The organism is Bradyrhizobium sp. NC92, assembly GCF_025200865.1.
Lineage (GTDB): Bacteria > Pseudomonadota > Alphaproteobacteria > Rhizobiales > Xanthobacteraceae > Bradyrhizobium.
The window spans coordinates 4,997,988-5,020,308 of record NZ_CP104171.1 but is presented as its reverse complement, the minus strand read 5'-3'; the positions used below and the strand labels follow the sequence as shown (position 1 = coordinate 5,020,308).

Annotated in this window: 22 protein-coding genes and 3 pseudogenes; 13 read left to right on the top strand and 12 right to left on the bottom strand. The window is 59.4% G+C overall.

Annotated features, from left to right (window positions below; translation table 11 throughout):
- The first annotated feature begins 132 nt into the window (after window positions 1–132).
- Window positions 133–1,839 (top strand): adenylate/guanylate cyclase domain-containing protein, encoded by a 1,707-nt coding sequence (locus tag N2602_RS23565; protein ID WP_260379598.1) that lies wholly within the window; start codon window positions 133–135, stop codon window positions 1,837–1,839.
- A 162-nt stretch (window positions 1,840–2,001) separates the two neighbouring features.
- Here the strand turns inward: N2602_RS23565 and N2602_RS23560 are convergent, their stop codons facing one another.
- From N2602_RS23560 to N2602_RS23545, 4 genes are all read right to left on the bottom strand, one after another.
- Complete coding sequence (locus N2602_RS23560; RefSeq protein WP_260379597.1) at window positions 2,002–3,447, bottom strand: IS1182 family transposase; 1,446 nt, start codon at window positions 3,445–3,447, stop codon at window positions 2,002–2,004.
- Window positions 3,448–3,629: 182 nt separating this feature from the next.
- Window positions 3,630–4,394: an RNA ligase family protein gene (locus tag N2602_RS23555; RefSeq protein ID WP_311738504.1), complete on the bottom strand. Its 765-nt coding sequence runs from the start codon at window positions 4,392–4,394 to the stop codon at window positions 3,630–3,632.
- A 165-nt stretch (window positions 4,395–4,559) separates the two neighbouring features.
- Window positions 4,560–4,781, bottom strand: a complete 222-nt coding sequence (locus N2602_RS23550) for a hypothetical protein (protein WP_260379596.1) — start codon at window positions 4,779–4,781, stop codon at window positions 4,560–4,562.
- A 111-nt stretch (window positions 4,782–4,892) separates the two neighbouring features.
- Entirely contained in the window at window positions 4,893–5,276 is a 384-nt protein-coding gene (locus N2602_RS23545; RefSeq protein WP_260379595.1) for a hypothetical protein, read from the bottom strand.
- A 580-nt stretch (window positions 5,277–5,856) separates the two neighbouring features.
- On the opposite strand from N2602_RS23545, the gene N2602_RS23540 reads away from it, so the two are divergent.
- On the top strand, window positions 5,857–6,792 hold the full coding sequence (locus tag N2602_RS23540; protein ID WP_260379594.1) for a PAS domain S-box protein: 936 nt from the start codon (window positions 5,857–5,859) through the stop codon (window positions 6,790–6,792).
- 299 nt (window positions 6,793–7,091) lie between these two features.
- On the opposite strand, the gene N2602_RS23535 is transcribed toward N2602_RS23540, so the two are convergent.
- On the bottom strand, window positions 7,092–7,232 hold the full coding sequence (locus N2602_RS23535) for a hypothetical protein (protein WP_260379593.1): 141 nt from the start codon (window positions 7,230–7,232) through the stop codon (window positions 7,092–7,094).
- Window positions 7,233–7,488: 256 nt separating this feature from the next.
- Here N2602_RS23535 and N2602_RS23530 point away from each other — a divergent pair, with 256 nt between their 5' ends.
- The 3 genes from N2602_RS23530 to N2602_RS23520 all read left to right on the top strand — a co-directional run bounded on the left by N2602_RS23530 (window position 7,489) and on the right by N2602_RS23520 (window position 10,139).
- Window positions 7,489–7,620: a hypothetical protein gene (locus N2602_RS23530; RefSeq protein ID WP_260379592.1), complete on the top strand. Its 132-nt coding sequence runs from the start codon at window positions 7,489–7,491 to the stop codon at window positions 7,618–7,620.
- 253 nt (window positions 7,621–7,873) lie between these two features.
- Window positions 7,874–8,026 carry a hypothetical protein gene (locus N2602_RS23525; RefSeq protein ID WP_260379591.1) on the top strand — a complete coding sequence of 51 codons (153 nt, stop codon included), beginning with the start codon at window positions 7,874–7,876 and terminating at the stop codon, window positions 8,024–8,026.
- Window positions 8,027–8,555: 529 nt separating this feature from the next.
- The gene (locus tag N2602_RS23520; protein WP_260379590.1) at window positions 8,556–10,139 is read left to right on the top strand and encodes a recombinase family protein; all 1,584 of its coding nucleotides are present in this window, start codon (window positions 8,556–8,558) and stop codon (window positions 10,137–10,139) included.
- A 38-nt stretch (window positions 10,140–10,177) separates the two neighbouring features.
- Here the strand turns inward: N2602_RS23520 and N2602_RS23515 are convergent, their stop codons facing one another.
- Complete coding sequence (locus tag N2602_RS23515; protein WP_260379589.1) at window positions 10,178–10,921, bottom strand: alpha/beta fold hydrolase; 744 nt, start codon at window positions 10,919–10,921, stop codon at window positions 10,178–10,180.
- A 448-nt stretch (window positions 10,922–11,369) separates the two neighbouring features.
- A complete protein-coding gene (locus tag N2602_RS23510; RefSeq protein WP_260379588.1) occupies window positions 11,370–12,290 on the bottom strand; it encodes a LysR family transcriptional regulator in 921 nt (306 codons plus the stop codon).
- A 104-nt stretch (window positions 12,291–12,394) separates the two neighbouring features.
- Here N2602_RS23510 and N2602_RS23505 point away from each other — a divergent pair, with 104 nt between their 5' ends.
- A complete protein-coding gene (locus N2602_RS23505; RefSeq protein WP_260379587.1) occupies window positions 12,395–13,375 on the top strand; it encodes a tripartite tricarboxylate transporter substrate binding protein in 981 nt (326 codons plus the stop codon).
- Complete coding sequence (locus N2602_RS23500) at window positions 13,333–14,196, top strand: class I SAM-dependent methyltransferase (protein WP_260379586.1); 864 nt, start codon at window positions 13,333–13,335, stop codon at window positions 14,194–14,196. The genes N2602_RS23505 and N2602_RS23500 overlap by 43 nt, the downstream gene beginning before the upstream one ends.
- Before the next feature lie 186 nt (window positions 14,197–14,382).
- Here N2602_RS23500 and coaD read toward each other — a convergent pair.
- A pseudogene (coaD, locus tag N2602_RS23495) lies at window positions 14,383–14,775 on the bottom strand (pantetheine-phosphate adenylyltransferase); the annotation flags it as partial.
- On the opposite strand from coaD, the gene N2602_RS23490 reads away from it, so the two are divergent.
- From N2602_RS23490 to N2602_RS23480, 3 genes are all read left to right on the top strand, one after another.
- Window positions 14,768–15,067, top strand: a complete 300-nt coding sequence (locus N2602_RS23490) for a DUF6946 family protein (RefSeq protein ID WP_409241924.1) — start codon at window positions 14,768–14,770, stop codon at window positions 15,065–15,067. The pseudogene coaD and the gene N2602_RS23490 sit on opposite strands and share 8 nt — an antisense overlap.
- Window positions 15,068–15,330: 263 nt before the next feature.
- Window positions 15,331–15,747, top strand: coding sequence for an MORN repeat-containing protein (locus tag N2602_RS23485; RefSeq protein WP_260379584.1), 417 nt, complete (start codon window positions 15,331–15,333; stop codon window positions 15,745–15,747).
- A gap of 306 nt (window positions 15,748–16,053) precedes the next feature.
- The gene (locus tag N2602_RS23480) at window positions 16,054–16,674 is read left to right on the top strand and encodes a fumarylacetoacetate hydrolase family protein (protein ID WP_260383705.1); all 621 of its coding nucleotides are present in this window, start codon (window positions 16,054–16,056) and stop codon (window positions 16,672–16,674) included.
- 22 nt (window positions 16,675–16,696) lie between these two features.
- Here N2602_RS23480 and N2602_RS23475 read toward each other — a convergent pair.
- Window positions 16,697–17,356: pseudogene (locus N2602_RS23475) on the bottom strand (SDR family NAD(P)-dependent oxidoreductase); the annotation flags it as partial.
- On the opposite strand from N2602_RS23475, the pseudogene N2602_RS23470 reads away from it, so the two are divergent.
- Window positions 17,350–17,898: pseudogene (locus N2602_RS23470) on the top strand (helix-turn-helix domain-containing protein); the annotation flags it as partial. The pseudogenes N2602_RS23475 and N2602_RS23470 overlap by 7 nt on opposite strands.
- A gap of 90 nt (window positions 17,899–17,988) precedes the next feature.
- Here N2602_RS23470 and N2602_RS23465 read toward each other — a convergent pair.
- Window positions 17,989–18,504, bottom strand: coding sequence for a helix-turn-helix domain-containing protein (locus N2602_RS23465; protein WP_260379583.1), 516 nt, complete (start codon window positions 18,502–18,504; stop codon window positions 17,989–17,991).
- A 243-nt stretch (window positions 18,505–18,747) separates the two neighbouring features.
- Here N2602_RS23465 and N2602_RS23460 point away from each other — a divergent pair, with 243 nt between their 5' ends.
- Together N2602_RS23460 and N2602_RS23455 are read left to right on the top strand one after the other, a co-directional pair.
- On the top strand, window positions 18,748–19,380 hold the full coding sequence (locus N2602_RS23460) for a 2-hydroxychromene-2-carboxylate isomerase (RefSeq protein WP_260383704.1): 633 nt from the start codon (window positions 18,748–18,750) through the stop codon (window positions 19,378–19,380).
- 97 nt (window positions 19,381–19,477) lie between these two features.
- A complete protein-coding gene (locus N2602_RS23455; RefSeq protein ID WP_260379582.1) occupies window positions 19,478–20,677 on the top strand; it encodes a CaiB/BaiF CoA-transferase family protein in 1,200 nt (399 codons plus the stop codon).
- A gap of 24 nt (window positions 20,678–20,701) precedes the next feature.
- Here N2602_RS23455 and N2602_RS23450 read toward each other — a convergent pair whose 3' ends face one another.
- A complete protein-coding gene (locus tag N2602_RS23450; protein WP_409241923.1) occupies window positions 20,702–21,310 on the bottom strand; it encodes a glutathione S-transferase family protein in 609 nt (202 codons plus the stop codon).
- A 70-nt stretch (window positions 21,311–21,380) separates the two neighbouring features.
- The gene (locus N2602_RS23445) at window positions 21,381–22,124 is read right to left on the bottom strand and encodes an SDR family NAD(P)-dependent oxidoreductase (RefSeq protein ID WP_260379581.1); all 744 of its coding nucleotides are present in this window, start codon (window positions 22,122–22,124) and stop codon (window positions 21,381–21,383) included.
- Window positions 22,125–22,321 lie beyond the last annotated feature (197 nt).

The following is a 22,321-nucleotide window of genomic DNA, read 5'->3' as shown; positions in this document are numbered from 1 at the left end:
GCAATTTGACGCACTCGTCGTGTCGCGTACAAATGCGGCGGGAGGACTTGTCTGACCATGGCGGGACCAGTTCGGATCGAGCGTAGGTTATCAGCGATACTGGCTGCCGATGTGTCAGGGTATTCGCGCCTTATGCATGAAGACGAAGAAGGTACGCACGCCAAGCTGATGACGCTCCTCGCCAGAGGCGTCGAACCCGCGATTGCAGAACATGGCGGTCGCATCGTGAAGAACACCGGCGACGGGTTCTTGGCAGAGTTTCCCAGCGCTGTTGAAGCCGTTCGGGCCGCGATGCAATTCCAGGCAAACGTCCGCGAATTTACCACTGGCGACCGGGAAAACAGCCGTATCTCCTTTCGGGTGGGCGTCAATATCGGTGATATAATTGTCGAACCTCACGACATCTTTGGGGACGGCGTCAATATCGCGGCACGGCTTGAGAGCGTCGCCGCACCCGGCGGTATCTGCATCTCGGCGGCTGTTTACGATCAAGTCCAGCCCAAGATTGGGGAAAGATTCGTCGATCTTGGCGAGCAGACCTTCAAAAACATCGCGCGTCCGGTTCGAGTCTACGCGATTCTAGATGAATTGGCGCCAGCGACGCTGTCGCAGTTCGGCGGATCAGCGGCGCTTTCGCCACCTCGTCTTTCCATCGTGGTGCTGCCGTTCGCCAATCTCAGCGGCGACCCCGAGCAGGACTACTTCGTCGACGGTGTGACGGGCAGCCTCACCACCGATCTGTCACGTATCCGTGGGTCATTTGTTATCGGCCAACGCACCGCGTTTACCTACAAAGGCAAGTTTATCGATGTCAGGCAGATTGGTCGCGAGTTGAATGTTCGGTACGCGCTCGAAGGTTCGGTGCAGCGTTGCGACAATCGTCTCCGAGTGAATGTCCAATTAATCGACGCCAAGACTGGCAATCACCTGTGGGCCGACCGCTTCGACAAACCCGTCGCCGATCTGCTCGATGTGCAGGACGAAATTGTAGCTAGGATTGCTCGCACGTTAGATAGCCAACTCATTGTTGCCGAGGCGCGGCGCGCAACAAGAACGCTGAATCCCGACGCCATGGATCTCTATTTCCAAGGCCGGCAATCCTTTAACAAGGGGCTGACACGCGAATATATGACAGAAGCTCGTAGTTGCTTTGAACTAGCTTTGGCAATTGATCCTAAGAATGCCGACGCCATGAGCTGGACGGCGACCGTCGAGGCTGCACTTGGAGTGCTGTTCTTAACCGACCATCCCTACGAGCATTTGAAAGCGGCAGAGACAATGGCGCTAGAGGCGCTGTACCTTGCACCTGACCATGCTTGGGCTCATTTCACCTTGGCCCTCGTACTAATTCATACGAATAGAGTGGCCCAAGGCATGGCTGAGTGCGAGCGAGCCTTGAGTCTGGATCGCAATTTGGCGGATGCACACGAACTGATGGGCATCGCTAAACACTATATGGGTCGCGGCGCAGATACTGAGTCTCACGTCGGTGAGGCGTTGCGGTTGTCCCCTCGCGATATTTTCGCCTTCCGATGGATGAATACAGTGGGTTTTGCGAAGCTGCAGATCGGAGCGGACGCTGAAGCAGCCGCTTGGTTTGCGCGAGGAATTGAGGCCAACCGAAACTATCCGCTCCTGCATTTTGGGTACGCTGCAGCGCTCGCGCTTCTTGGGAAGATGGACGAGGCCCAGCTGGCCGCAAAAGCGGGCCTTACACTTGATCCAACGTTTACTGTCCGTCGCTTCAGAAACATTCCATTGCGCGGCGATGAAAAGTTCACTGCAGGGGCCAGGCGCATGGTCAAGGGATTTCACATCGCCGGAGTACCGGACGTCTGAAGTCCGCTTTGGGCCTTGGCTGTGTGCAAACGGATGGTCGGCACGCGGCCGTGGGTCGCCAATCATTGCAGGCGGCCGATGTTCTCGCGTCGGATCGTCCAATGACCGGCCAAAGTAGGTATCGCGACGCGGTATTGCGCTTTTGGACGCACTTTCCGGGCTTCAGGCGGCGCGGATGGCTGCAATCAGGCGCGGTTTGCCGACGATGTTCATCACCCGTGTGAGGTTATAGGCGAGAACATGCAGCGCCATTTCGGCGGCGACGTTCCGTAGGCGCTTCATCAGGAAGTGGGTCGCCCCCATACGGGCCTTGATCGTGCCGAAGGGATGCTCGACCGTCTCGCGCCGCCTCCGCATGGCGTCGGGGTCGGAATCGAGCCGTCTCTGGACCTCCTCGACCACATGCTCATGCTCCCAGCGTGTGATGCGGCGCTCCTTGGACGGCGTACATTGGCTCTTGATTGCGCAGCCTTGGCACGCTGCTGTCGACCAGTAACGGCGCAGCGTCATTCCATGCTCGATGTTGGTATAGCGATAGGGCAGCACCTGGCCGGACGGGCAGCGGTAGACGTCCTCGTCAGGTAGATAGGCGAAGTCCTGTTTGCCGAACCGACCCTCCGCCTTGGCGTTCGACGTCATGGGCTTGGGCAGCGTGACTGCAACGCCAGCCTCTTTGCAGGCCAATATCTCCTCTCCGTCGAAGTAGCCACGGTCGGCGACCGCCTCGAGTTTGTCCACTTCGAGCACTTCTTTGGCTTGCTTCGACATCCGAGCAAGCTGCCCACGGTCATTGCCGACGTTTATGACCTCATGCGTAACAATCAGATGGTGTTCGGTGTCCACCGCGACCTGGACATTGTAGCCGACGACACCCGATCCGCGTCCACTGGTGGCCATCGAACGGGCATCCGGATCGGTCAGCGATATCTGTTGATCCGGCGTCTTGCGCATCTGCGCATCGAGCACTTCCAGGCGGCCCATCTCCTGCTTCAGTCGAGCGATCTTTTCCTTAATCCTCGTTGTCTTGATGCTGATCGCTTCCGATGGCTCCTGCCGATCGGCGCTATCCAGTTGACGCAGATATCGCCCGACGCTTTCCTCGATCTGCGCCATCCGCCTCGCCATCTTGGCATGTGTGAAGTTGCGATCGCGGTTGTTCACTGCCTTGAACTTGCTGCCATCGATTGCGACGCTTGGGGTCTGCAACAGGCCCATTTGCCGGCATAGCGCAACGAACTTCGCACAAACCTTCCGAAGCGCCGCACCATTGTCCTTCCGGAAATCGGCGATCGTCTTATGATCGGGAGCCAGGCGGCCGATCAGCCACATCACCTCGATATTGCGGCACGCCTCACGTTCCAGGCGGCGACTGGATTGCACCCGATTGAGATAACCGTAGATGTAAAGCTTCAGAAGGACTGCCGGATGATAGGAAGGCCGGCCCGTCTCCTTGGCGATCACACGCTCAAATCCCATTCCATGCAGGTCGAGCGCCTCGACAAACACGTCGATCACATGGACCGCGTTGCCCTCGTCTACCCAATCCTCCAGACATTCCGGCAAGAGCGTCAGCTGGGATCTGTCCGCGCCTTCAACGAAGCGTCCCATCCGTATCCCCCCATTAGGAAACGGAGGAATCGTAACCGACTCGCGGCTTTTCACACAGCCAGGGTCACAAGCGGGTAGTCGAGGCAAAACCAGCCTCTCGTCGGGTTTACGGCAGAGAGCCGACGTGATGATGGGCGCTCGGCTGCCGCCGATGATCGAGTGCCCCTCTGGCCAGCCCCCCTTTATTTGTACGCCTCCATCACCCGCGACATCGCGGGATGCGTCCGGTTCTTGATCTTGATCCAGTCTTTCGACCGGCCAGCGCTATAGCGGCGGTCGCGCCGTTTCGAGACCAGGCCCTCGAGGCCCATGCGGCAGGCGGCGTCGAACAGGTCAGGGCCGATCTCGCCTGGCTCGAATGGCGCGACGAACATGCCGTCGGGCCGGCCGCGCAATAGCCGCGCGAGGTTTGCTTTACGCATCGACAGTGGCAGGGTGCGCAGATCCTCGCCGCCGAGGGCGAGGATATCGAAGGCGTAGAGCTGCACCTCCTCGTCGTGCTTGCGTGAGTGCAGAGCGTTGAAGTCGGCGACGCCATCTACGCCGAGCACCACGGCCTCGCCGTCGACGACGAATTGCTGCTCGCGGTTCTTGAGCGCGGATGCGACGATCCAGGGGTAGCGATCGGTCCAGTTATGGCCGTTCCTAGTGATCAGCCGCACCGTTTTGCCGCTCCGCTCGACGCGCAGGCGATAGCCGTCATATTTGACTTCGTGAATCCAGTCGGGGCCGGCAGGCACGGCTTTGGCGGCCGCGGGTAGGCAAAACTCGAACGCGTGGGGCATGACGTGTAGATAGGGAGAAAGCGGCAATCCGCGAGTCGCCTTCCCAAACGAAGGCCGCGGCGAACTCAATCGCCGCGGCCGCGCCGTGTCAAAAAATTCCGGGTGAAAAGAAGCAGGTGGAATATGCGCCAGCCCCGGTTTGCCGAGTTTTCCCGGTCCCATCAGTTCCGGCTACTACAAATGTGAATCGTGCGCGCGAAGTGGTCCGGGAGAACCACAATTCCGCGCATTCCGGTGGTGCTGCCTCGCACTCTGTCAGATCATTCCGCCGCGCGTAGACCTGCTCCGTCGGCTCACAGCGCTGCCTGTGCTTCACGAGCCATCTTCTCAAGATTTGTTGTGAGCGTGCTCGGTCTCGACGGCGCGGAGCAGGGCGGCAAGGCTGGGATATTCCACGCCATTACGGACGTAGCAGTTGAACTGCACGACATAGCGGGCCGATCCGTCGGGTTTGCCGTGCCAGCTGAGTAGTAGCACGGCGCTGTTGTGCTGGCGCAGAACGTGGCCCGCGCCATTGCCGAAATACTTGCTCATGGCGTGGCGCTTCATGGCCGCGCCTCCAGCTTCGTCAGCTCCGACTCGTCCTATCCCGGAAAAGCTCCGGAAGAGGGAGACGTTCCTTCAGTGAGGCGAGCAGATTTTCGCCGGGGGCGAGCATCTTCACGTAGGTTCCGCTCTCATGCTTCCAGAGTCAGGCAGGGGCAGCCTGAGCTGGACGCCGAGGCGCCGCATGCCGTTGGCAGCGATGAAGTCCTGCAGAGCGGCCGAGACTTCGGCGTCGGCGTCGATTGCCCGCTGTGCCAGTGTGTCGGCGACGTCGGACGTGGCGTCGCGCGACCAGCCTTCGCCGGCATTGAAGCAGACGATGCGGGCCGGATAGGCGTACTGGCCCGACAGAAGGTCGTGCAGCACGGTTTCGAGATCGGTGTCGGCTTCATCCGTCTCGCGCCAAGCGCAGCCGGCGCGGGCGCCGAAGTCTTCAAGGACGAGGTAGATGTCGCGGTCGAGGCGATCGACCGGCACGATCGAGGGCGAGGAACGCATACGCTACTCCGAAAACAAGACGGAGAGACGGCCCCGGCTACAGGGGGCTTTTGAGGGTAGGCCGGGACCGCTCCGCCGGCTCAGTCGGCGAGCCAGCGCGATTCAAATTCAGCTCTGGCGCCTTGCGTTCCATCGGTAGTTATTGATCGGCGCCTGAAGTGCAACCCGAGCGACAAATTCGCGTCTTCACTGGGAACTCCACGAGCACAGAAGAATCGTAACGGCATCTGGATGGCGAAAAATGCCAAGCGATACGTTGCGTATGCAGTCGATTTATCCGGCGGTGCGCGCGCGGTGTATGAAGTCGACAGTCCTAGGGCGCGGAAATCACGGCGGTCCGTGCGGACGCAAAGCTTCCGGGCAGGCCCCGGTTGGACGCTTACGGAGTAGCGGGGATCGACAATTTCCCCTGAAACCGTGCCAATGGAGACCTTCTTGCCTTTGCGTTCGGTGCTATGATTGGGGCGCCAACGGCGGTGCAACATCTTGGTTTGGGGGGCCTATCTTGGCGCCAAAAAGAGAGTCGGGACTTCAACGCGAACCTCTCGTCAGCGAGCCGGCCCTGGAACGTGCCGAGCGCTTGGCCAATCTGCTGGCCGCCATAGTTGAATCTAGCGACGACGTGATCGTTAGCAAAAATGTGGATGGCATTATTACGAGCTGGAATAAGGCGGCAGAGCGCATCTTCGGCTACGCGGCCGCCGAGGCGATCGGCCGGCCTATTACACTTGTGATCCCGGAGGACCGACAAAGCGAAGAACGTGAGATTTTAACTCGCATTCGACGAGGTGAGCGCATCGACCATTTTGAGACTGTTCGGCGACGTAAGGATGGCAGCTCAATCATCGTTTCGCTGACCGTTTCTCCCGTCAAAGATGCCCACGGCAACATCGTTGGCGCATCAAAGATTGCTCGCGATATTACCGAGCAGAAACGAACTCAGGAGCAGATTGGCATTCTGGCTCGCGAGGCGGAGCACCGAAGCAAGAACATCCTCGCGAACGTACAGGCAATTATCAATCTTTCTCGGTCTGACAGCTCCGAGAGCCTCAAGGAAGTGATTGGCGGGCGCATCCAAGCGTTGGCAAATGTTCACTCGCTGTTTGTTGAAACGCGGTGGGTGGGAGCAGAAGTCTCGGCGATCGCCAAGCAGGAGCTCGCCCCTTATCTCCAAGAAGGCCACGACAAGCGGATTTTGATGGAGGGTCTGCAAACCGTAATAGGACCCACCGCTGCGCAGGCGATTGCTGTGGTTTTGCATGAATTAGCAACCAACGCTGCCAAGTATGGAGCGTTATCTAACGCAAAAGGCCGGATTGGATTGGCGTGGTCGCGCATCGAGGATGGACAGCTAATGCTTCGCTGGACCGAATTGGGCGGTCCGAGGGTAACTGCGCCCGAACGCAAGGGCTTTGGTAGTCGCCTCATCGAAGGAACGATCGCCCCACTTGGCGGCAAGGTGCTCTTTGACTGGCGCGCGGAAGGACTAGTTTGCGAAATCGCCGTTCCAACGTAAATCCCAATAGCTTGGCCCCGCTGCTCTTAGCCGGCAACTCTCCTCATGGCCCATCGCGACATATTGCGCTGCCCCACGAACTTGGTCGCAATGTCACCAGTCACATGACGCCGCTGGGTTTATGGGTACACGGCCTAGTGACGAAGCCGCCAAGGATCGAGCCGAGAGATTGCTCGACGCTCACCCTGCTGTAGAACGGTCCGCGAAGAATTGTCCGTCTGGCACGTGAGACGTCGGGCTGACCGCGCGGCGCGGTGCTGGTGCTGGCATCTGATGTAGAACCGCCTCAGTCGGCGATCTTACTTCTTGCCCGCGATACGATCCAACACTTCGATCAGGCGCTTCATGAAACCGTCTACCCAGCGGTCCGAGCCCGACTTAGGCTCAACTGGCTTGTCAAATTGATCGGTGCAAGAAGGTGGCCGCTTCTCGGAGTCCATATTCATCCTCCGTGGCATTGCGTGCATTACCAACGAATTGCAACTCCAGCATAGTGATGATGTCGTGGGCATGAATCAAGCTCTCCTACCTCTTGGAGTTCATCAGGCAGCTGCGCCGCAAGATGGATTGACGCCGTGTCCGGTCGGCGGCCTCGTTGGTTCCGTCGATAAACGTGAATCGGCGTGCTTCCGCCAACCATGCGGGATGCTTGAGCTAGATCAATGTTCCCGATGTTCCCGGGCGGACCATCAGGCCATGCCCGCTCCGGACAAGCAGGAAGGCAAGGACATCAAGCCGTCGCGCTTGGAGGAGGCGCGTCGAATTATCGAGGAATATGCGGCCGATCTCCGGGAGATCATCAAGCGGCTACGCCAGAAGTTGCATTGAGGCGCCTCCAGTTGGTGGCCTCGTTCATTTGTCCCTTTTCAGCTTGCGTCGTCCCTGCCGATCTTTGCCCTTCGGATCGAGCTCGGGGACGCAATTCCGGCTCAGATGATACCGTTGGGCCGCCCCGGCGCGGGCTAAGTCCAGCGTGTGGAAAGCGGACCGTGCAGCTGAGTTTCTGTGTTCCCATAACACCCGAGGTGTTGCATGGTTTTCCCGATTTTAGACGGCTGCTTTTTCCATCGAGGCCTTTGGAATGTCGAACAGAATCGAAGATCTGGAAATGCTGCGACTGCTCAAGGCATTCCAGAAAATAACTGACCCGGACACCCGGCGAATGATCCTCCTCTACGTCGAGGAGCAGATGGAAAAGCGCGAAGCGAGGGTGCCGGAGCGCCCTTCGCGCTAGCGCGCCAGCGCGATACTCGCCCAGCGGCATCAGCTTCGCGTCGTGATCCGGGCCAGACTTTCTTCACTCATAGGCGCGAGCCGGCGCCAAACTCGGCCCCGCTGGCTTTTGGTGGGCCGGCGCCTCAGTTGGCGGCCTCCTTTGTCCAAGTTCGGGCGCCCGCCAGGGCGTGTTTGACGCAAGCGACGAAGCGGCCAGCGCCGCAATTTCAACTCCAGATTCGTAGGCAAGCGCCCGTCGGCATGAGAGGCTGGTTCGGTTTTGCGTCGCGGAGGAGAAGCCCGATGCGCCTGATATTGCCTTACCTCGGAATTGGTCTCTGCACGCTCCTGGCAGCTTGGCTGTCCCTATTGCTGGTCTACTGACTAAGAATATCTTCCGGGCACTTTTGGGTGCTGTCCGTCCCCGGTGTGTCCCGGGTTGAACTCGGCCCCATCATAGGCCCCGGCTTGGTAGTTAGAGCTTGAACGGCTTGGAGAGCGGAGCCAGATTGTCACGGGCATTCCGATCGATGTGGCGGAGGCACTGCATGGCCAACGCGTTGATCGTGCGTCCTCGTTCCGATCTCTTGGCGCCAATGCGGGCTGGCCGCGCCGCCCAATACGTCCGGATGTCCACCGACCATCAGCGCTATTCGACGCAGAATCAGGCTGCCGCCATCGCTGTCTATGCTGCCCAGCACGGTCTGACCATCGTGAGCACCTACTCGGACGAGGGCCGAAGTGGCCTCCACATCCAACGCCGCGAAGGTTTGATCGAGCTGATCGACGACGTCCGAAGTGGCAGGGCGGACTTTGATCATATCCTTGTTTATGACGTCAGTCGCTGGGGACGATTCCAGAACCCAGACGAGAGCGCGTATTACGAGTTCACCTGCCGACAGGCTGGGATCAAGGTCTGCTACTGCGCCGAGGAATTCGACAACGATGGCGGCGTGATCGCGAGCATCGTGAAAAATCTGAAGCGAGTGATGGCGGCCGAGTATTCCAGAGAACTGTCAGTCAAGGTTCACGCCGGCGCCTGCCGCGGGGCGAGCCTTGGCTTCAAGCAGGGCGGCGCCATCGGTTACGGGCTCAGGCGCGAACTGGTCGATGAAAACCGCTGCTCGAGAGGCATCATTCTGGGCAAAGGTCAGCGCAAGCATCTGCAGACAGACCGCGTTATCGTCCAGCCTGGACCGCAGCACGAGCAGGAAATCGTCGCCCAGATTTTTCGGGAGTACGTTGTCCGCCGCCGATCCCAAGCGTCGATCGTACGCCTGCTCAACAACGAGCAGGTGCCCAATCATCGGGGAAAGCCTTGGTCCGAGGGGATGATCCGCAACATCCTGAGTAACGAGGCCTACATCGGCAACAGCGTCTATAATCGCAAGTCGTTTCGGCTCAAGCAGGTGATGAAAAAGAACCCGCCGGACTTGTGGGTCAGAGCGACCGGTCTGTATGAGCCAATCGTCGACAGAAGCATTTTCCTCAAGGCCCAGGAGCTGCTGAAACAGCAATATGTCAGGCTGTCGGATGAGCAGTTGTTGAAGAAGCTGCGACAGACGCTTGCGGCGAACGGCAAGTTGAGCGTCTCGATCATGGCGGCGACCGACGATGTGCCGAGTCCTCCTCTCTATGCATACCGCTTCGGCAGCCTTCGGGAAGCGTTCCGCCGCGTCGGCTATGTCAATTCGGAGCGCGATTTTGACTACCTCGATGCGCGTCAGCAGTCCGATGCCGAGCTGTCGAAGCAGGCATCGGAGCTTGCCAGGCGCATTCGAGCACTCGGCGCGGCGGCCGTCTTCGACGCGGATACCAAAGTTTTGACTGTTGACGGCAGGCTCGCCGTTTCGCTTCGGATGGCCCGCTACTACATCGCGCCCCGACATGCGCCTGCCTGGTTGGTACATCGACGGATCATCGAACCAGCCGAGCTCATCCTGGCGCTGAGGCTGGACGCGACAACAAACAGGCAGGTGACGGACTACTTCCTTTTGCCCCTGAAGGAGATGGCCAAGGAGCGGATCAATCTGACGGCAACGCCTCGGTCGCGCTTTGCAGCTTATCGGTGTCCCACCATTGATGACGTCTTGCGCGCAATCATGATGAAAGTGTCGGTCCTGCCGAACTAGACCGCTAAGGGCCAGAAGCGGTCATCCTCGGCCATCAGTCACTGGCTAACAAAATGCTTCCGAAAGAACCGAATGACGCTCGTATCGAAGTCGCGATGAAAGGCTTGCCTATCGAAAGTTGGCGGGGTGTCGACGCAGATGCGCGGATTGGCCTCCGCCAGCGCAGGTGAGCAAGGCGCCAAAAATGCGTAGTGATCGGCCGGGACAACGCGAATTTCGGGCGGCCCCGGTAGGATACCGGCCACGCGAGTCGTGCCTCCCGCATCCACACCGTATCCACCCAACTCGGACCGCCAAACTTGCAATGGAATTTGTACGCCCTTCACGCTTTCCTGGGTGAAGGCTGTCGACAAGGCGGCATCGGCCAGCACAGCGGCTTTGATCCTTGTATCCCGCGACAGGCTGGGCAAGCTTGCACCGTTTTGGAGTTCCGCGCAGGAGCCAGTCTTCGATGTGCATCGAGCAGCAAATCGATCCATATCGGGATTGGCGCCTGCGAGCACTAGTCCGGTATACCCGCCTAGAGAGAAGCCGAAGAGACCTATTCTGTCAGGGTCGACGACATCTCGGTCTTTCCAATCCTTTAGTAGGAAGTTCAATAAGCGGACCATGTCGGCCGGTCGCGATCCCCATACCGACAAAGAATCACGTCGTGACGAATCGTTGGCGTTGTCTCCGGGATGATTGATGGCAGCAACTACAAAACCAGCGTCCGCTAATGCTTCCGCCGTATCGTGATGCGCTCCGAACCACGCACCTCGGCCGTGGGAAAAAATGACCAATGGCAACTTTGCCGGTGATATCGAGCAATCCTTTACGCCCCGAAGACTCATAACTGCCGGTGGTGCAAGCTCACCAAGTGGTACATCGCTCGGCTCGGCTTGGCACGGATACCAAACAGCGCCTTCAAGCCCCGGCGCCTGTAGGAGCTGAAGCCCAGCTCCTCGCGCAGGAACGGTCAAAGAACATAGGATGAGAAAGCAAGACAAATACTTCGTGTTCACTAATGACCCCAATCGATGAACCTATCGCAGCAAGCCAGTAAGATTGTGTCAATATTCGAAGCATTCTCCGGTTGTGTAGGAGAAATGTCGGCTTGGGGTCAGATCCGGTCTACCCTCAATTTCGGACATGGCCGGGCAACGCTCAAACCGTCGCGAAGGGCCAAAACCCGACATGCGCTCTGAGGATCGAAGCTTCGCCAGTGGGAGACATCGTTCCGCCGTTGCTTTAAGCTACTTTCGCGGCGTTTCTCACCAGGGTAAGAAACTGTCTCACGGTTGCTGAGGGATCGCCGCGGCGCGTTGCCAGACTTAAGCGTGCGGTTGGTGGTGTGGACGTTTTGACCCGCCGATAGGCAACACCTTCGATGTTCATTCGCTGAAGAGACGACGGCACAAAGGTAATGCCGAGACCGGCCGCAACGAGGCTCAGCGTCGAACCGATGCGCGGCCCGTGCTGCGTTGATGCACCTAGGTTGCCAACGTTGGGATTGAAGCCTGCGGCGTTGCATGCAGCGATGATAGTATCATACATGCCCGTGCCTGGCGGGCCATATAGGATGAAGGTCTCGGGTGCAAGGCCTTTTAGTGGAATCGCGCTATCGCTTGCGACTTTCGCGAGTTGATGATCGGCCGGGAGCGCAACCACCATTGGTTCGTCGAGCAGCCGCTGGATTGCGAGTCCATGTGCATCAGCGGGTGCGGTGCGAATGAACGCAACATCCATTCGCTCGTTGCGCAAACCGTCCAGCAGTTCATTGCTCAGCGATTCCTCCAGGGTGAGTGATACCTTCGGGCAAGACCTGCTGAACGCCCGGATCGAACGTGCAACAAGCGGATGAAATGAAGACGTCGAAGTCACACCGATGCATATACGCCCGAGTTCGCCCCGCGCCGTGCGCCGCGTCGATTCAACGGCTCTCTCAAGCTGCGCAAGGGTGGCCCGAGCATCGTCGAGAAAATTCGAGCCCGCGTCGGTCAGTTCCACGCCGCGAGCCTTGCGACGAAGCAGCTGCACGTCGAGCTCTCGTTCGATCGCCTTGATCTGTTGGCTCAACGGCGGCTGTTGCATTCCGAGACGCTCGGCAGCCCTGGTGATGTGGCCTTCCTCGGCGACGGCGATGAAGTAACGCAGGTGCCTCAATTCCATAGCCATATCCAAAAAGTATGGATTTCCCCTCTGGGATATTATGGCTCGTAGGATCGCCTGGCGCTATGAAAAATAGTGCTTAGCCATTAAGGGAGGCTGGACCGATGATCCTGAGCCGCAGAAAGCTCCTGAGCGCATCCTTCGCGACTGCGGCCGCTGTCGTGTCGCCATGTCTCGGCAGAGCGGGCGCTTATCCGGTCAAGCCTGTGAGGATCATCGTGCCGTTCGCTGCCGGCGGCCCCAATGATGTCGCGGCGCGTCTCATCGCTCAGGGGCTGTCGGACAGACTCGGCCAGCAATTCTATGTCGAGAATATCGGCGGCGCTGGCGGCAATGTCGGTACCGGCCACGCTTCACGCGCGGCGGCGGACGGCTACACAATCCTAACGGTGGCACCCAGCTATGCGGCCAATCCAGCGCTGTTCGATAACGTGCCTTATGATCCCGTGAAGAGCTTCGATCCCGTCACGCTGGCGGCCACCGCGCCGACCGTTCTAACGGTGCATCCCTCGGTTCCGGCGGCGACCGTTACCGAATTGATCAACGCCCTCAAGGATAAGCCAGGTAAATACAGCTACGCATCGCCTGGAACGGGCACGCCGCCTCACCTGTTGGGCGAGCTGTTCCGGCTCTCGTTGAAGCTCGACACGGTGCACGTCCCGTTCTCCAGCGGAGGCCAGGCGATTCAATCGACCCTTGCAGGCCATACACCAATTTCGTTCGGCGCGTTGCCTCCTGCAGTGCAGCACGTAAGAGAAGGCGCGCTGCGCGCCCTTGCCATCACGTCAACGACCCCAGCGGATGCGCTCCCCGGGGTACCGACCATCGCGCAGGCCGGCTATCCTGATTTCGCGGCCGACATCTGGACGGCGGTGCTCGTCCCTGCCGGCACCCCAAAGGACATCGTTGCGCTGCTCCAGCGCGAGATCGCCGGGCTGATCGTGTCGCCCGACATAAGAGACCGTATGGCCGCGCTCGGCTATCATCCGGTCGGGAACACGCCGGATGAGTGTGCCGAACACATCAGGTTGGAGGCAACCCGTTGGGCAAAGGTGATCCAAGAAGCCCGCATCAAGGCGCGATGATTATGCGATCGCCTGTTGCCGACCATTACGCGCGCGGAGATCTGACCGCCGCCATTCGCAAGGGCCTTGCCCGCATCGGAAAGACCGAGGCCTCGGTGACGGCAGAGGACCTCGCGCCCGTGGACGAGTTTCATATCGGCGGCCGTGCCGCAACCGCCGATTTGGCACAGCAGCTCGGCCTCACCCCGGATGATCGCGTACTCGATATCGGCTGCGGTCTTGGCGGACCCGCGCGCCACATCGCGGCCAGCTATGGGTGTCATGTGACCGGCATCGATCTCACGCGCGACTACATCGAAGCCGGCAACGTGCTCTCCGAATGGCTTCAGCTCCGTGATTGCGTGTCATTGCAGCAAGGCAATGCTCTGTCGCTGCCCTTCGCAAACGGATCTTTCTCTGCCGCATACATGCTGCATGTCGGCATGAACATCGCAGACAAGAGTGCGCTCTTCGCAGAGGTCGGGCGGGTGCTGCGCGCGTGCGCACGCTTCGCCATCTACGATGTGATGCGAACGGGCGACGGTGCGTTGTCCTACCCGCTGCCCTGGGCAAGCATACCGGATGCGAATGCAATCACCTCACCTCGTCAATACCGTGATGCGCTTTCCTCTGCGGGGTTCGAAGTCCTGTCAGATCCTCAGCGGCGCGACGTTGCTCTCGAATACTTTGCGCGGCAGCGGGCGCAGGTGGCCGCCGGGCCGGTAGCGCTCGGCGTACATACGCTGATGGGCGCGCGACGCCCTGAGATGGTCCGCAATATGAGCGAAGGCATCTCTGATGGCCGGATCGCCCCCGTGGAGATCATTGCTCGAAAGCTGTGAGTTGTGCAATCGACTATCATCCGACGGCCAAAGTCCGCTTCGGGTCAATCGCGACGGGTTTGGCTCGGTTTAAGTTAGGTCCGGTCTACCCCTGCGAGCCGACATATCCTCAGCCATGGGATGCGACCGCGACGGGCCACTTGTGCCGCTTGGACACCTCCTTTCCGCTACAGCGGCCGAGAGCGATCACTTCGCAAACCTGATCCTGAGACGTGAGGCCACAAGCTCCGGAACAAAATGGGAGACGTCGCCGCCCATTCCCGCGATCTGCCGCACCAAGGTTGCTTTGATGGGGCGCATTATCGGCGAGGCTGGGAGAAATACGGTCTTTACCCCTGGCATCATAGTTTCGTTCATCCCCGCCATCTGCATCTCGTAGTCGAGATCGGAGCCGTCGCGTAAGCCGCGGATCAGGATCGAGGCGTGAACGCGTTTCGCCGTGGTCACCACCAGATCGTCGTAGGTTATGCAGTCAATCTCACAGCCAACTTGAGCCGCCACCGGCAGGATCACCGCCTGCACCATCTCGATCCGCTCATCGCTCGGAAATAGTGGCTTCTTGGCGGGATTGATGCCGATAGGCTATTCTGCGCGAACGCTCGCGTATTGCTGGGAAGCCGCAGAAGGATTGCCGCCAGAAATCGCCGCGCTATTCGGTTCAAATAGCGAACTGCTGATTGCGATGCCGGAGCACAAGGTCGCGCTTCGCGATGCTGGCAGAGAAAGTCAAACGGATGTGTTCGCCCTGATAAAGTCGAACAATCGCACTATCGCCGTCGCCGTTGAGGGGAAGGTCGATGAGACGTTTGGGCCGACCATAAGAGATTGGTATGTCGACCCATCTGCTGCAAAGCAACAGCGACTTGCCTAAAGGTGATCCTCGATTTCTACTAGCGTGATGTTGATCCGGCGTTTCGAGTTGCGTGCACGGACTTGCGAACAGTCGGACGACAGGAGGTTGATAAATGTTTTTTCGGCCGCACTGAGTTTGTAGGGCGCGTTGTGATCAAACTCCGCACAATACTCGTTTCTATCCAAGCCGTTGCGATTGCGAGCGGAATTGCGTGGACATCAGTGGTATGGGCCGACTCCTCTCTTCCGACTTGCCCTTCGTCAGGAGTCTCGGACGGTTGCATGGGAAACGAGGTGTTGCCGGGCGGCGAGACGTATGTGGGCGAGTTCCGTAAGGGCAAGCGCAACGGCCAGGGCACTTACATATGGCCGGATGGAATGAAGTATGTTGGTGAGTTTCAAGACGGCAAGCGCAGTGGCAAGGGTACTCACACGTGGCCGAACGGCGACGAATACGTCGGGGAATGGAAGGAGGACAAGCGCTGTGGGCAGGGCATTCTCAGCTGGTCGGACGGCAGTAAGTACGTCGGTGAATGGCAAGACCAAATGCGCAATGGCCAGGGTAAGGTATTTTTGGCGATGAAAAGATCTATTGGTAGAGAGAGATTTCGCCAGAGAAAAATACCACTTTCCAGTAGCTTAGAGCGTAGGTTTTGGTCCACGAAACGCGGAAATGCTTTGTCTTTCAATGAGGAATGACTGACACTCTCTCCGTCGCACTGCTTGTCCACTAAAACAGTCGCCACGCAGCCGTGGGACGAACTTCGCACGGCATCGAAGCCCAATCCGCTTGTGGTCGGAACGGTGGCCTCATGGGGCAGGGGTGATGGACGAACCTTTATCTGATTGGCTCTAGTGGGACATTGATTGCTGGAGCTAGCTCAAACTTGCCCATGATGGATTGGAGCGACAGTGTAGGTTTTTCAACCGGTTAGAAGGCGGCGTGTGCACGACGTGTGCACCGGGAGATCAAGAAAAAGCTTGCGACAGCGAACGTGAGCAGTTCTGACTGGGCAGCCTTCGAAGGCTCGCTTTCCCGTGCGTCGCGTCGTCTGTGTGGGCCGCAATTACGCGGCTCATGCTCGGGAGATGGGACGCGATCCGGATCGCGAGCCTCCGTTCTTCTTCCTCAAGCCCGCCGATACGGTCGTCGATGATGGGGCAATCCTGCCATATCCGCCCGATACGAATAGTTTCCACTTCGAGATCGAACTCGTCGTCGCAATTGGCGAGCAGGGGTTCGACATCCCTGTCGAGCGCGCACTGGATCACGTTTACGGATATGCCGTCGGAATCGACCTGACGCGGCGCGACCTCCAACTGCAGGCGCGCGAACAGGGGCGCCCTTGGGACTGGGGTAAGGGTTTTGACCGATCAGCTCCGATCGCTCCCATCCACCCCGTTGATAAAGTCGGTCACCCGCAGTCGGGGCGGATATGGCTCGCTGTCGACGGAAAGCCGAAGCAGGATTCGGACGTTGCAAAATTGATATGGCCGGTGCGGGACATCATCTCCATTGCGTCACGGTCTATGGAGCTAAAGCCCGGTGATCTCATCATGATTGGCACGCCTGAAGGCGTCGGCCCGGTTGAGCGAGGTGAAACTCTGCGATACGCCGGCGATTGAATGAGCGATGAAGCACCCGCTCCTAGAGCAGCTGCCCGCCCGAAATGTCGAATTTTGTGCCGTTTGCCCAGCCCATGTCGTCGGACAGGATCGCAGCGACCGCACCGCCGATATCGTCCGGCAGCCCCACGCGGCCGAGCGCGATGCTCTGCGCCACGTAGGCGTTCACGTCGCGGTTATCGCGCACAGCGCCGCCGCCAAAATCGGTCGCAATGGCGCCGGGGGCGATCGCATTCACCCGCATCTTGCGCGCACCAAGCTCGACCGCCATGAAGCGGGTCAGGACCTCGACTGCGGCCTTCATCGCCGCATAGATGCTGTACCCCGGTAAAGTGAAGCGCAAGAAGCCGGACGAAACGTTCAGGATACGACCACCGTCCTCGATCAGCGGCAGCAGCTTCTGCGTCAGGAAGATCGGCCCGCAAAGGTGCGTGGCGACCAGCGAGTCAAACAGGTCCTCGGTCGCATCGACGAAGTTCGCGGCGATGCCGTTGCCGGCATTGTTGACGAGGAAGTCGAACCGTTCGCGGCCGAAGTCGGCCTTCAGCGTATCGGTTACCGCGCTGGCAAAAGCCTGGAAGCCCACGGTATTTGTGACATCGAGCGCCAGCATCGTAGCCTTTCCGCCCTGCGCTTCGATCTCCTGCTTCAACGCCTCGGCTTCTGAAACGCCGCTGCGATAGTCCCAAGGGGATTGGCATCGCGATCAATCCGATGACGGCTCCGCTTCGCGACACATTGCTACGCCTGCTGTCGTTGCTGGACACCCCGAACGATATCCCGTTTCTCGCCCCCATGGTCGAACGGGAATTGCTCTATCGTCTCCTGCAAGGTCCGCAGGGACGGCTGATGCGTCAGATCGCCCAGCCCGAGGGTCCACTGGGTCGCATCCGACGGGCCGTTCAGTGGATCAGAGACAACCAGAACACTCAATTGAGCATCGAGGCATTATGCGACGCGAGCGGCATGAGCCGGGCAAGCCTGCATCGCCACTTCCTGGCTAAGACCGGCCTCAGCCCTCCCCAATATCAAAAACAACTCCGGTTGCAGGAGGCGCGCCAACTTCTGCTTGCCGGCGAGCATACTGCGCCCGACGTGGCGTTCGCGGTCGGCTATGAGAGCGCGTCCCAATTTAGCCGAGAGTACGTTCGGCAATTCGGCGCGCCGCCGGCGCGCGACGCTCGCCGGATACGGCAGGCGATCGCCATTCCGGCGATGACGTAAAGTGCCTTCAAGATATTGACGCGAAAAGCGGTCTACGCGCGCCGCCTTCGCCAAGCGTCCGCCATTGCGCGAAAACGCGGCTTGGCGCCGTTATGCTGCTTTCTTACGGGGCTTCGGCTTTGCTTTTTTGTCGAGCGAGACTCTCTCTGGAGCCGGACGCGCGCCTGGACCAGGATGGACGTGAACTTCCTTGGCCGAAAGCGGCTCGCCGCATTCGGAGCACACCATGACGGGGTCGAACATCTTGCCGCACTTGCGATGCTCGTGCAGCAGGGGGCGTCCGCGTACGTCAAGCATGTGGGTGTCGCCCCAATGCACGAGCGCCATCATGATTGGATAGAGGTCGAGGCCCTTTTGCGTCAGGATATACTCGTGGCGTTTGGGCGACTCCTGATAAGGAATGCGGCGCAAGACGCCCTGCCTAACCAGCTTTTTCAGCCGTTCGGCGAGCAGGTGGCGCGTAATTCCGAGCGCGGACTGAAAACCCTCGAAGCGGCGCGTGCGCAGGAAGCATTCGCGGAGGATCAATAGCGTCCACCGGTCGCCAATCACGCCGATGGTGCGAGCCATCGAACACGGCTCTTCCTCAAGTTCGTCCCATTTCATTCCTGCTCTCCGGTCGTCCGGCGCCTGTTCGGTTCGAATCAATCCCGGGAACCGCCGTCGCCTCCAGCATTCTAGATAGGTACTAAACGTGAAACAATACCCATGCAGTCAGTTAAAACCAGCAGAATTCACTGATGATTTGACAGTTCAATTTTAGAACTGTAAGAAATCGAGCAGGTGCCGGGGTCCAGCGTTGGGATCGTCGGGCCCCGCCATTCATTTCGCTCTACGGGAGGAGCAGGCATGCCCCTGAAAGTTGAATTCCTGTTCGATTTCGGCAGTCCAAACGCTTACCTCGCGGAACTGGCTCTTCCCGGCATCGAACGGCGCACCGGCGTTAAATTCGAATATGTCCCGGTCCTGCTCGGCGGCATCTTCAAGGCGACGGGCAACATGTCCCCGTTCGAATCCCTTCAAGGCATCAAGAACAAGCCGGAATACCAGGCGCTGGAGACACAGCGCTTCATTCGCCGCCATAATGTAACGAAGTTCCGGTCCAATCCGTTTTTTCCGGTCAATACGCTGATGTTGATGCGCGGCGCCGTCGCGGCGCAATTCGAAGGCGTGTTCGAACCCTATTTCCGCGCGGCCTACCACCACATGTGGGAGGAGCCGAAGAAGATGGATGACCTCGAAACCTTCCGAGCAGCATTCGTCTCCTCAGGCATCGATATCGATCGGTTGCTTGCGCGTGCGCAGCAGGACGACGTCAAGAAGGGGCTGATCGATCGGACCACCGACGCCGTCAACCGCGGCGCATTCGGCTCGCCGACTTTCTTCGTTGGAAAGGAAATGTTCTTCGGCAAGGACCAGCTCCGCGATGTGGAGGAGTCGATCGTCGAGCAGATTGGCCAGCCCGTTCCGAAGACGGCCTGAGGTCAGGACCTGAAGCCTGCAGAGCCGGGCAGATGTCCGGCGCCTGCATGACGAAGCTCAGTCGGCCTCATAATAAAATCAATTCAGGGAGAATGTCATGCCAGGTCCACTCAACGGCGTCCGCGTCCTCGATCTGACAGGCGTGGTGTCGGGCCCGTTCGCGACCATGTTCCTGGCGGATCAGGGCGCCGACGTCCTGAAAATCGAGCCGATCGGCGGCGACATTACCCGGCGCAGCCGCGCGACCATCGACAAGGATGGCGAGTTTTCCGCGCTGTTCATTTCGTCAAATCGCGGCAAGCGCTCGCTGTCGATTGACGTCAAAAGCGCTGCCGGCCGTGAGGTTCTGGCCAAGCTGGTCGCGAAGGCGGATGTGCTGGTGCAGAATTTCCGGCCCGGCACCATGGAGCGCCTCGGTCTCGGCGTCGAAGAGTTGCGCCAGCGCCATCCGCGCCTGATCTATGTCTCGATCAGCGGTGTTGGCGACACCGGACCTTATGTGAAGAAGCGTGTTTACGACCCGATCATTCAGGGACTGTCGGGCTTTGCCGATATCCAGTCGCAGCCGGTCACGAACCGTCCGCAGATGATCCGGACTATCGTCTGCGACAAGACCACCGCCGTGTTCACCGCCCAGGCGGTCGCGGCAGCCCTCTACGCTCGCGAGAAGACAGGGCAGGGTGATCACATCCAGGTCGCCATGCTGGACGCGATGATCTCGTATTTGTGGCCGGAAGGCATGATGCAATACACGGTGGTGGGTGCCGAGGCCACTGCTGCCGATCCTAACGATCGGCCTGATCTCGTGTTCAAGACCAGCGACGGCTACATCACCGCCGGTACTATTTCCGATTCCGAATGGCAGGGTTTTTGCCAGGCGTCCGGCGATCCGGAGCTTGCTAAGGATCCCCGGTTTGCGACGCCATCGGCGCGCTCGGTCAACGCCACGGCACGCATCAACAAGATGGCGGAGTACATCAGCCAGCACACCACCGCCGAATGGCTGGAGCGTCTCGACGCCGCGGACGTCCCCTGTTCGCCGATCCTGCGGCGGGGCGAGATCATTCACAATGAACAGGTGGTTGCCCGCGATATCATCGCGGAGTTCGACCAGCCGAAGGTCGGGCGGGTGCGGCAGCCGAAGCCGGCGGCGCGGTTTTCGGTCAACGAGGCCACGATCGGCGGGCCTGCTCCCAGGGTCGGCGAACACTCCCGCGACGTTCTGCACGAGCTCGGCTACGACGACGGCGCCATCGACAAGATGGTCGCCGAGCGCAGCCTGCGTGTCGCGGTCTGACGCGAAACCCGTTGGCGACGACTTCTAGGCCTTCACCGGCGCCGGCGTGATCGGCGCAATCGGAACATTCGCTGCAACGGCTCGCTGAAAGGCTTCGCGTTTGCGGATGCGCTCGAGATAGGGCTGAGCGTTGTCGCAAATGCCGACGCCATAGGCGATGGCCCACTCGAGGCACGTCGTGAGCAGGATGTCTGCGCTCGTAAAGCGGTCGCCCATCAGGAATTGCCGGCCATCTGCGAGCGCGACTTCGACATGGCGCAACTGCTGGCGGAAATACTCGCCGGCCTGGGCAACGACCTCGGGTGCAATGCCGTAGATCGGTCCGAGCGCGTCGGCCCGATGGCGGCGCATCACGTAAAGGCTGGTTGAGTCCAGCTCCGCGACGATAAAGAAGCACCATTCCAGCCACGCGGCATATTCGCGGGTCGCTTCCGGAATCAGCGAGCGTTCCTTTGTGGAGTATGTTCGCGACAGGTATGCAACGATCGCCGCGCTCTCGCCGATGCAGAAGTCGCCATCCTGAAGCAGCGGGATCTTCTGACGCGGATTGAGCTTCGTGTATTCTGCGGTCTTCGTTTCGCCGGTTCGCGGGCCAATGGGCCTTGTCTCGTAGGCCAAGCCCAGTTCGTGCATGGCCCAATGCGGACGAATGGTGCGACTCGTTCCAACGCCCCACAGGGTCAGGTCTGGTGTCGCATTCATATTACCATTTCTCCACGGACGGACGGAGATCGAGCTCGTGGGTCCAGCCATCTTTGCTTTGCTGGTGGGTGAACCAATAAGCTTCGGCAATGGAAGACGTCTTGGTCAGGCTATCGGGCGGAATGTCGCTTGCTTCGATTCCCTTCGCGGCCTTCATGCGTTGGTGAATCGCCTCGCTATCCACGCCAGCGTCGATCAGGAGATGCACGACGTGGATGTTCTTCGGTCCAAGCTCGCGCGCCATCGCCTGGGCCACTGCACGAAGCCCGAATTTCGCTGATGAAAATGCTGCAAATCCCGGGCCGCCACGCACGCTTGCGGTCGCACCCGTAAAGAAGATGGTGCCGCGTCCGCGCGACAGCATCACCCGAGCGGCCTCGCGTCCAACCAGGAAACCACCATAGCAGGCGAGTTCCCAGGCCTTGAAGAACAGCTTCTCCGTCGTGTCGAGCAGAGGCTTGTTGACGTTCGAGCCGGCATTGTAGAGGCAAACCTCGACGGGCCCGTGCTCTTTCTCGACTCGCGCGAAAATGCCCTGGACTTCTGTTTCCTGACGCGCATCCACGCTGAATGCGTGAACGTCATGCCCCGCAGCCCTCAGCTCGGCCACGAGTCCCTGCGATTTGGACGCATCGCGTCTGCAGATGCAGACCGTATAGCCGCCTTGGGCAAAACGCCGCGCGACCGCCGCGCCAATGGCATCGCCTGCGCCAACAAGTATCGCTACACCGCGGCTCGTCGCCATCCTCGATCCTCCTTTTAAGTTCTTATTTGATACTATAGACTAGCTGTCGAATGCTGCGATGTAAACGGGGGGTTTTAGGAGCCACATAGAAAACGGCGCTCGCAGATGAATTATCCATTCAACGCCGGAAAAGGCTGGCGACGATTTATCGATTGACGAGTTCTAAAAAAGAACTATAAGTCGAGGCCAATTGTGCC

Coding starts and splice junctions, on each gene's coding strand:
- N2602_RS23565 (WP_260379598.1), top strand. CDS start 133: ATGCATGAAGACGAAGAAGGTACGCACGCCAAGCTGATGACGCTCCTC.
- N2602_RS23445 (WP_260379581.1), bottom strand. CDS start 22,124: ATGGCGACGAGCCGCGGTGTAGCGATACTTGTTGGCGCAGGCGATGCC.
- N2602_RS23510 (WP_260379588.1), bottom strand. CDS start 12,290: ATGGAATTGAGGCACCTGCGTTACTTCATCGCCGTCGCCGAGGAAGGC.
- N2602_RS23530 (WP_260379592.1), top strand. CDS start 7,489: ATGCCCGCTCCGGACAAGCAGGAAGGCAAGGACATCAAGCCGTCGCGC.
- N2602_RS23465 (WP_260379583.1), bottom strand. CDS start 18,504: ATGAAATGGGACGAACTTGAGGAAGAGCCGTGTTCGATGGCTCGCACC.
- N2602_RS23490 (WP_409241924.1), top strand. CDS start 14,768: ATGCCGATAGGCTATTCTGCGCGAACGCTCGCGTATTGCTGGGAAGCC.
- N2602_RS23455 (WP_260379582.1), top strand. CDS start 19,478: ATGCCAGGTCCACTCAACGGCGTCCGCGTCCTCGATCTGACAGGCGTG.
- N2602_RS23460 (WP_260383704.1), top strand. CDS start 18,748: ATGCCCCTGAAAGTTGAATTCCTGTTCGATTTCGGCAGTCCAAACGCT.
- N2602_RS23555 (WP_311738504.1), bottom strand. CDS start 4,394: ATGGGACCGGGAAAACTCGGCAAACCGGGGCTGGCGCATATTCCACCT.
- N2602_RS23485 (WP_260379584.1), top strand. CDS start 15,331: ATGGGAAACGAGGTGTTGCCGGGCGGCGAGACGTATGTGGGCGAGTTC.
- N2602_RS23550 (WP_260379596.1), bottom strand. CDS start 4,781: ATGAAGCGCCACGCCATGAGCAAGTATTTCGGCAATGGCGCGGGCCAC.
- N2602_RS23560 (WP_260379597.1), bottom strand. CDS start 3,447: ATGGGACGCTTCGTTGAAGGCGCGGACAGATCCCAGCTGACGCTCTTG.
- N2602_RS23535 (WP_260379593.1), bottom strand. CDS start 7,232: ATGGACTCCGAGAAGCGGCCACCTTCTTGCACCGATCAATTTGACAAG.
- N2602_RS23525 (WP_260379591.1), top strand. CDS start 7,874: ATGTCGAACAGAATCGAAGATCTGGAAATGCTGCGACTGCTCAAGGCA.
- N2602_RS23545 (WP_260379595.1), bottom strand. CDS start 5,276: ATGCGTTCCTCGCCCTCGATCGTGCCGGTCGATCGCCTCGACCGCGAC.
- N2602_RS23505 (WP_260379587.1), top strand. CDS start 12,395: ATGATCCTGAGCCGCAGAAAGCTCCTGAGCGCATCCTTCGCGACTGCG.
- N2602_RS23520 (WP_260379590.1), top strand. CDS start 8,556: ATGGCCAACGCGTTGATCGTGCGTCCTCGTTCCGATCTCTTGGCGCCA.
- N2602_RS23450 (WP_409241923.1), bottom strand. CDS start 21,310: ATGCACGAACTGGGCTTGGCCTACGAGACAAGGCCCATTGGCCCGCGA.